The organism is Caldisericia bacterium, assembly GCA_021158845.1.
GTDB lineage: Bacteria > Caldisericota > Caldisericia > B22-G15 > B22-G15 > B22-G15.
The window spans coordinates 1-1,860 of sequence record JAGGSY010000119.1 but is presented as its reverse complement, the minus strand read 5'-3'; the positions used below and the strand labels follow the sequence as shown (position 1 = coordinate 1,860).

The window sequence follows — 1,860 nt, the reverse complement described above, 5'->3', positions numbered from 1 at the left end:
ATGGAGATATTATATAAAAAAATGTGGGAAATAGACAAATACCAGGCCAGGAAGATGTTAATTGAAAGTTATCAAAAAACAGGAAGTATTAAAAAAACAGCTTATTTATGGAGGACTTCCCGGAATGTAGTAAGGAAATGGGTAAGGAGGTGGGCGGTTGTCAAGATTTTTGTGTCTGGCTCACCTCCTCTCTTAATAAATCTGTCAAGATTTATTTTTTCTTTTTTTCTTTTCTTTTTTCTTTTCAAAGATCTTTTTATTTTTATTTATACCCTTGCCCTTAGCCTTACCCTCTCATTTCTTACGGTCTCTTCGCCTCTTTGACGAAGGCCTACATTACTTCATACAGTGTCTAAGGGCATCTTGAAAAGGCAGGGCGGCCTATTCTTTACCTTACAGTGTCTACCTATTTTCATAGATAGCCTTATGGGGGTTGACCGGTCTCACCCTGCCTCTCTGCCACCTTCTTGTTATTTCTTCTCTTTTATAATATTGCTTATTTTTACAAACTGAAAACATTATCCTTAACATCTTCGCTGCTATAGATGTTATTACTTTCATCTTATTTTCTTTTGGATTCTTTATCCATTTCATTTTATATCGGTATAATTCCTTTATCTCGGGATTCTTTGCTATTCCATTTGTCGCTGCCATATATCCTGCATACCTTAGTAAATCTCTCCCTCTTCTGCTTATCTCTAATCCACTCTCCCTCTTCCCTGAACTATTCTCTACCAGGTTCAATCCAGCAAGTTTCTCTATCTGTGAACTATTCCTGTATTTACTTATATCTCCTACCTCCCCTAAAAATAATGACCCTATTGTCACTCCTACACCAGGGATGCTTAATAAATATTCTTTATATCCTGTTTTCTCTAAATAATTCCTCATCTCTCCCTTTATCCTTTCTTTTCTCTCCTTCAATACTTTTATATCTTTTATTATCTCTTTTAAATGTCCTTTCGCTGTTTTACTCCCTTCTTTTATCCCTATGGACTCCTTTGCTTTCTCATATAATCTCTCTATCTTTTCTCTTTTATATTTCCCTCTACTTTCTCTCTTCAATATCCTATTTAATCTCTTTATCCCTAATCTCCTTATATCTTCCGGAAGAGGAAAATGTTCTAAACAGTAAATTGAACTTTTACCATATATATCTGAAAAACATCTCTTATACTCGGGAAAATATTTACTTAAAAAGTTGTTGACATAATTCTTGCTTTGCATTAAAGATTTATTTGTCCTCCTCCATGCTAAATTTAACTCTCTTAATTCAGCATATATCCCTTCTGATAAAGTGGGTTGGAAAAATTTACTCTGCTTACATAAATCTGCTATTAAATAGGCATCTTTGATGTCGTTCTTGCTCTGTGTATTATCTAAAAGCTCTTTCATCTGTTTTGTATGGAATGGATTAACTATTACCACCTTATATCCTTTATCCTTTAAATAATATGCCAACGGCTTCCAGTAATCTCCTGAAGGCTCCATACTAAACAGAATGTTGTGGTCAACTCCAGAAAAACCATTTATCATCTCTTCTATTCTTTTAAATCCTTCTCTGTTATTACTTATCTTTTTCGCTTTCCCTTTCGCTTCCCCATAATTGTCAATGAACTGCACACAATGCCTTTCTTCTCCTATATCTATCCCTGCTATCATCTTTTGCTTCTTTACCAATTCTATCTTCTCTCTCTTTATCATCTGTCCCCCCTTTTTAATTCAATATTTTACTACAGAGGACAGATTTACTAAGAGAGATTTTTCCCATTTTCAAAGACCTTTTTTATTATAGTAATCTTTTTACACTTTTTCTTATTATCAATTCTGTCGGTAAAATTATTCTTTCATTTTTGATAG

General features: G+C 33.8%; 2 protein-coding genes. One reads left to right on the top strand and one right to left on the bottom strand.

All coding sequences use genetic code 11. The annotated features are described in order from the left end of the window. Window positions 1–324, top strand: a 324-nt coding sequence (locus tag J7J33_04500; protein ID MCD6168548.1) for a hypothetical protein, incomplete at its 5' end; no start/stop codon positions are given. A 78-nt stretch (window positions 325–402) separates the two neighbouring features. Here J7J33_04500 and J7J33_04495 read toward each other — a convergent pair. Beyond that, window positions 403–1,704 carry an IS110 family transposase gene (locus J7J33_04495; protein ID MCD6168547.1) on the bottom strand — a complete coding sequence of 434 codons (1,302 nt, stop codon included), beginning with the start codon at window positions 1,702–1,704 and terminating at the stop codon, window positions 403–405. Window positions 1,705–1,860 lie beyond the last annotated feature (156 nt).

Excerpts from the sequence above, each read along its gene's own strand:
- J7J33_04495 (MCD6168547.1), bottom strand. The coding sequence starts at position 1,704 with ATGATAAAGAGAGAGAAGATAGAATTGGTAAAGAAGCAAAAGATGATA.